The sequence below is a fragment of the Sphingomonas sp. genome, assembly GCF_019242355.1.
Classification (GTDB): domain Bacteria; phylum Pseudomonadota; class Alphaproteobacteria; order Sphingomonadales; family Sphingomonadaceae; genus Sphingomicrobium.
This window is the reverse complement of the sequence record NZ_JAFAVR010000173.1, coordinates 1-5033: the sequence shown is the minus strand read 5'-3', so window position 1 is coordinate 5033 and position 5033 is coordinate 1. Positions and strand designations below refer to the sequence as shown.

Below are 5033 nucleotides of genomic sequence, written 5' to 3'. Positions count from 1 at the left end.
AGGGCCTGAATGAGGACACGGTTCGCTTCATCTCAGCCAAGAAGAACGAGCCCGAATGGATGCTCGATTGGCGGCTCAAGGCCTATCGCGCCTGGCTGGAGATGGAGGAGGTCGACTGGGCCAAGCTGACCATCCCGGCCATCGATTACCAGGACGCATATTATTATGCGGCGCCCAAGGAGAAGCCGAAGCTCGCCTCGCTGGACGAGCTCGACCCCGAAATCCGCCGCACTTACGAAAAGCTCGGCATTCCGATCGAGGAGCAGAAGGTGCTCGCCGGCGTCGAGGGCGCGCGCAAGGTCGCGGTCGACGCGGTGTTCGACAGCGTCAGCGTCGCGACAACCTTCCGCGAGGAGCTGAAGAAGGCCGGCGTCATCTTCCTCTCCATCTCCGAGGCGATCCGGGAATATCCCGAGCTGATCCAGAAATATCTCGGCTCGGTCGTTCCCCAGCGCGACAATTACTTCGCCTGCCTCAACAGCGCGGTCTTCTCCGACGGCACCTTCGTCTACGTTCCCGAGGGCGTCCGCTGCCCGATGGAGCTCAGCACCTATTTCCGCATCAATGCCGAGAACACCGGCCAGTTCGAACGCACCCTGATCGTCGCCGACAAGGGCGCCTATGTTTCCTACCTCGAAGGCTGCACCGCGCCGATGCGCGACGAGAACCAGCTGCACGCCGCCGTCGTCGAGATCTTCGCGCACGAGGACGCGGAGGTGAAATATTCCACGGTCCAGAACTGGTACCCCGGCGATGCCGAGGGCAAGGGCGGCATCTTCAACTTCGTCACCAAGCGCGCGCTGTGCTCCGGCGACCGCTCGAAAGTCAGCTGGACCCAGGTCGAAACCGGCAGCGCGATCACCTGGAAGTACCCCAGCTGCATCCTCAAGGGCGACGGCAGCGTCGGCGAATTCTACTCGGTCGCGCTGACCAACAACCGCCAGCAGGCCGACACCGGCACCAAGATGATCCACATCGGCGCCAACACGCGCTCGACCATCGTCTCCAAGGGCATCAGCGCCGGGCGAAGCGACAACACCTATCGTGGACTGGTCCGCGTCCTCCCGCGCGCCGAGAACGTCCGCAACTTCACCCAGTGCGACAGCCTGCTGCTCGGCGACCGCTGCGGCGCCCACACCGTCCCCTACATCGAGGTCAAGAACCCGACCGCGCAGATCGAGCACGAGGCGACCACCTCGAAGATCAGCGAGGACCAGCTGTTCTACGCGATGAGCCGCGGCCTCGACCAGGAAGCCGCGGTCGCCCTCATCGTCAACGGCTTCGCGCGCGAGGTGCTGAAGCAACTGCCGATGGAGTTCGCAGTCGAGGCGCAGAAGCTGCTGGGAATCAGTTTGGAAGGAAGTGTCGGTTGATTCCTCTGATGTTACTCGCCGCGGCATCCGCCGATCTCGACGCGCTCGACCAGGCAGTGGCGCGGTGCGACCGCAATGCCGCCAATCCGGTGTTCGCCGGCGAGCAGGCGCGGCGCAGCCAGTTCCTGCTCGACACCTATCGCGAGGAGGAAGCGATCGTCGCCGCCCGCGCCGATCTCGCCACCCGCCGCCGCGCCTGGCGTGACAGCGAGAAGCCAAGCGCCGCCGACGACAAGTCGCTGACGCTCGAGGACGCCGCGCTCGACGACCGCCAGAAGGCGCTCAACGACAAGCGCATGCTCGAAGGCATTCGCCAGGACGCGATGGACGCAATGCGCCACTATTTCCTCACCAACTGCCCGGCCGGGCGGGACATCAAGTAATGCTCGACATCACCAACCTCCACGCGACCGTCGGCGGCAAGCCGATCCTGGGCGGCCTGACGCTGCACGTCCCGGCCGGCGAAGTGCACGCGATCATGGGGCCCAACGGCGCGGGGAAATCGACGCTCGCTTACGTGCTGGCCGGGCGACCGGGGTATGAGGTGACGGCGGGTGAAGTGACTTTTTCTCCCCTACCGCTTGCGGGAGGGGAAGAGCCGCGCAGCGGCGAAGGGGTGGGTGAGTCGTACGGTTCAGGCCCACCCCCCGGCCCCCTCCCGCAAGCGGTAGGGGGAGTCGACCTCCTCGCGCTCTCGCCCCACGAGCGCGCCGCCGCCGGTCTGTTCCTCGGCTTCCAGTATCCGGTCGAAATCCCCGGCATCTCCTACCTCCAGTTCCTGCGCGAAAGCCTTAATTCCCAGCGGCGCGCCCGGGGCGAGGCCGAGCTTTCCGGCGCCGAATTCATCAAGCTCGCTCGCGCTCAAGCCGCGCTGCTCGGAATGGACGCCGAGATGCTCAAGCGGCCAGTCAACGTCGGCTTTTCGGGCGGCGAGAAGAAGCGAGCCGAGATGGTCCAGATGGGCATTATGGACCCCCGGTTCGCGGTGCTCGACGAGACCGACAGCGGCCTCGACATCGACGCTCTGAAGGCCGTCGGCGCCGGCATCAACCGCATCATGCGCGCGCCCGACAAAGGCGTGCTGCTGATCACCCATTACCAGCGCCTGCTCGACTATGTTCAGCCCGACCGCGTCCACGTCCTGCGCGCCGGCCGCATCGAGCGCAGCGGCGGCCCCGAGCTCGCCCGCGAGCTCGAGCGCGAAGGCTATGCAGAGGCGGCGGCGTGACCGACTTGCTTAAGATCCTCCCCGGTACGGGGAGGTGGCAGCGCGCAGCGCTGACGGAGGGGGCCCCCTCCACCACGCCGCTGCGCATCGTGGTCCCCCTCCCCGTTGCGGGGAGGATCAAGTGACCGCACCCTTCCCCACGCATCGCCAGGAGGACTGGCGCTACGCCGATCTCGACGCGCTGAAGCCGGTCTGGGATCAGGTCGGCGAGCCGGTGACGCTCACCGTCGCGGCCGGCGAGACGCTTGAACAAACGTGGCTTCCCACCAGCGACGACGTGCAGCTCCGCCGCGTCCGCCTCGCGCTTGGCGAAGGCGCCAGAGCGCGCATCTTTGCGCTGAACGCCGCGCCTGTTTACGGTCGCGTCGAACTCGAGGTCAGTCTCGCGGAAGGGTCCGACTTCGCGTTGTTCGGTGCGAACATCGGCACCGGCCTCTCGACCAACGAGTTCGTGACGACGGTCAAGCACGTCGGGCCCGCCGCGACATCGCGCCAGACGATCCGCAGCGTGCTCAACGGCAAGGCGACCGGCTCCTACCTCGGCAAGGTCGAGGTCGCGCGCGGCGCGCAGCAGACCGACGGCGAGCAATCGGTGAAGGCCATGCTCCTCGACCGCGGCGCGACCGCGAACTGCAAGCCGGAGCTCGAAATCTACGCCGACGACGTCAAGTGCGCGCATGGCGCCAGTGTCGGCGAGCTCGACGCGATGCAGCTCTTCTACGCGGAAAGCCGCGGCCTCGACCCCGCGAGCGCCCGCGCACTGCTGCTCGAGGGTTTCGTCATGGGCCTGTGGGATGGCGCGAGCGAACCGGACGCCATTTGCGAGGCGGCCCGCGCCGCACTTCGGAGGGTTGTGTGAACTCGGACGCTCTAAATCCTCCCCGGAACGGGGAGGTGGCAGCGCGAAGCGCTGACGGAGGGGGCCCCCTCCACCATGCTTCGGATGGTTCGCCTCCCCGTGCCGGCGAGGTCTTAAGGGTCCGCTATCAATTCCCGGGCATTGCCGATTGGCATTATCTCGACAGCGCGGCGACCGCTCAGAAGCCGCAAGCCGTGATCGAAGCCATCGCCCAGGCCTACGGTCCGGACTACGCGACCGTTCACCGCGGCGTGTACCAGCGGTCCAGCGACATGACCGCGCGCTACGAGGCTGCGCGTGATGCCGCCGCTCGGCTGATCGGCGGCCAACCGAACGAGCTGGTCTTCACCCGCGGCGCCACCGAGGCGATCAACCTCGTCGCGCGCACGCTGCCGAAAAATGGCCGCAACCGCGTCCTGGTCTCGCAGCTCGAGCATCACAGCAACATCGTCCCGTGGCAGCTCGCCGGGTTCGAAGTCGACGCGGTGCCGCTGACCGCGGATGGGCAGATCGACCTCGACGCCGCCGAGGCGATGATCACCGAGGAACATTGTCTTGTAGGATTCGCCCACGTATCGAACGTGCTGGGTTCGATCCTCGACGTGCGCCGGGCGGCCGAGATCGCGCATTCGAAGGGCGCTCTGCTGCTGCTCGACGGATGCCAGGCCGCGCCGCGATTGGACGTGACTTTTGTGACCCTGGGAGCCGACTTCTACGCCTTCTCCGGCCACAAGATTTACGGCCCGACCGGCATCGGCTGCCTCTGGGGACGGAGCGAATTGCTCGCTCAAATGCCGCCGTTGCAGGGTGGCGGCGCAATGATTGAAAAGGTCACATTCGAGGAGTCGACCTTCCTCGATCCGCCGGCACGGTTCGAGGCGGGAACGCCGCACATCGTCGGCGCGGTCGGCCTCCACGCCGCGATCGACTGGGTCCGGGAGATCGGCCTTGGCGCGATCCACGCCCACGAATCCGCGCTGGTCGCCGAAACCCGCGCTGCCCTCCGAAGCATCGGCGGAGTCACGGTCTACGGACCCGACGACAGTGCCGGCATCGTCAGCTTCAACGTCGACGGGGTGCATCCGCACGACACCGCCACCATATTGGACGACGCGGGCGTCGCCGTCCGCGCCGGCCATCACTGCGCGCAGCCGCTGATGCGCTGGCTCGGCGTCGAGGCGACCGCTCGCGCGAGCTTCGCCGCGCACAGCGACAGCTCCGACGTCGAGGCGCTGGTGCGCGGGATCGAGCAAGTGAAGCGGATTTTCGGGTGAACGAGGAACGCAAGATCGAGACACAGGAAGTCGACGCCGTCGAAACCCCGCCGCGCGCCCGTGTCACACCCGAAACGCCCGCCCAGACGTTCGAGCGCAAGCGCGACTATCTCGCGGGCTTCCTCGCCGGCGATAAGGACGAGCCGAAGGGCGGTGCCGGAAGCGACCTCCAGGCGGCGGTCGTCGAGGTTCTGAAGTCGGTGTACGACCCCGAGATCCCGGTCGACATCTACGAGCTCGGGCTGATCTACGACGTCGAAATTTCCGAGGACGGCGACGCGACGATCACCATGACGCTG

The 5033-nt window shown here is 66.7% G+C and carries 6 protein-coding genes; all 6 read left to right on the top strand.

What is annotated here, in order from left to right; genetic code table 11:
• Nucleotides 1-1373: Fe-S cluster assembly protein SufB (gene sufB / locus JOZ79_RS08730; RefSeq protein WP_294073276.1), on the top strand; the 1373-nt coding region annotated here is incomplete at its 5' end.
• Between the two features lie 8 nt (nt 1374-1381).
• Complete coding sequence (locus JOZ79_RS08725) at nt 1382-1756, top strand: hypothetical protein (protein WP_294073274.1); 375 nt, start codon at nt 1382-1384, stop codon at nt 1754-1756.
• Nucleotides 1756-2601, top strand: coding sequence for a Fe-S cluster assembly ATPase SufC (sufC, locus tag JOZ79_RS08720; RefSeq protein WP_294073272.1), 846 nt, complete (start codon nt 1756-1758; stop codon nt 2599-2601). Before JOZ79_RS08725 ends, sufC begins: the two co-directional genes overlap by 1 nt.
• Before the next feature lie 121 nt (nt 2602-2722).
• Nucleotides 2723-3460 carry a SufD family Fe-S cluster assembly protein gene (locus JOZ79_RS08715; protein WP_294073270.1) on the top strand — a complete coding sequence of 246 codons (738 nt, stop codon included), beginning with the start codon at nt 2723-2725 and terminating at the stop codon, nt 3458-3460.
• Between the two features lie 140 nt (nt 3461-3600).
• Nucleotides 3601-4734 (top strand): cysteine desulfurase, encoded by a 1134-nt coding sequence (locus tag JOZ79_RS08710; RefSeq protein WP_294073278.1) that lies wholly within the window; start codon nt 3601-3603, stop codon nt 4732-4734.
• Nucleotides 4731-5033: iron-sulfur cluster assembly protein (locus JOZ79_RS08705; RefSeq protein ID WP_294073268.1), on the top strand; the 303-nt coding region annotated here is incomplete at its 3' end. The genes JOZ79_RS08710 and JOZ79_RS08705, both read left to right, overlap by 4 nt.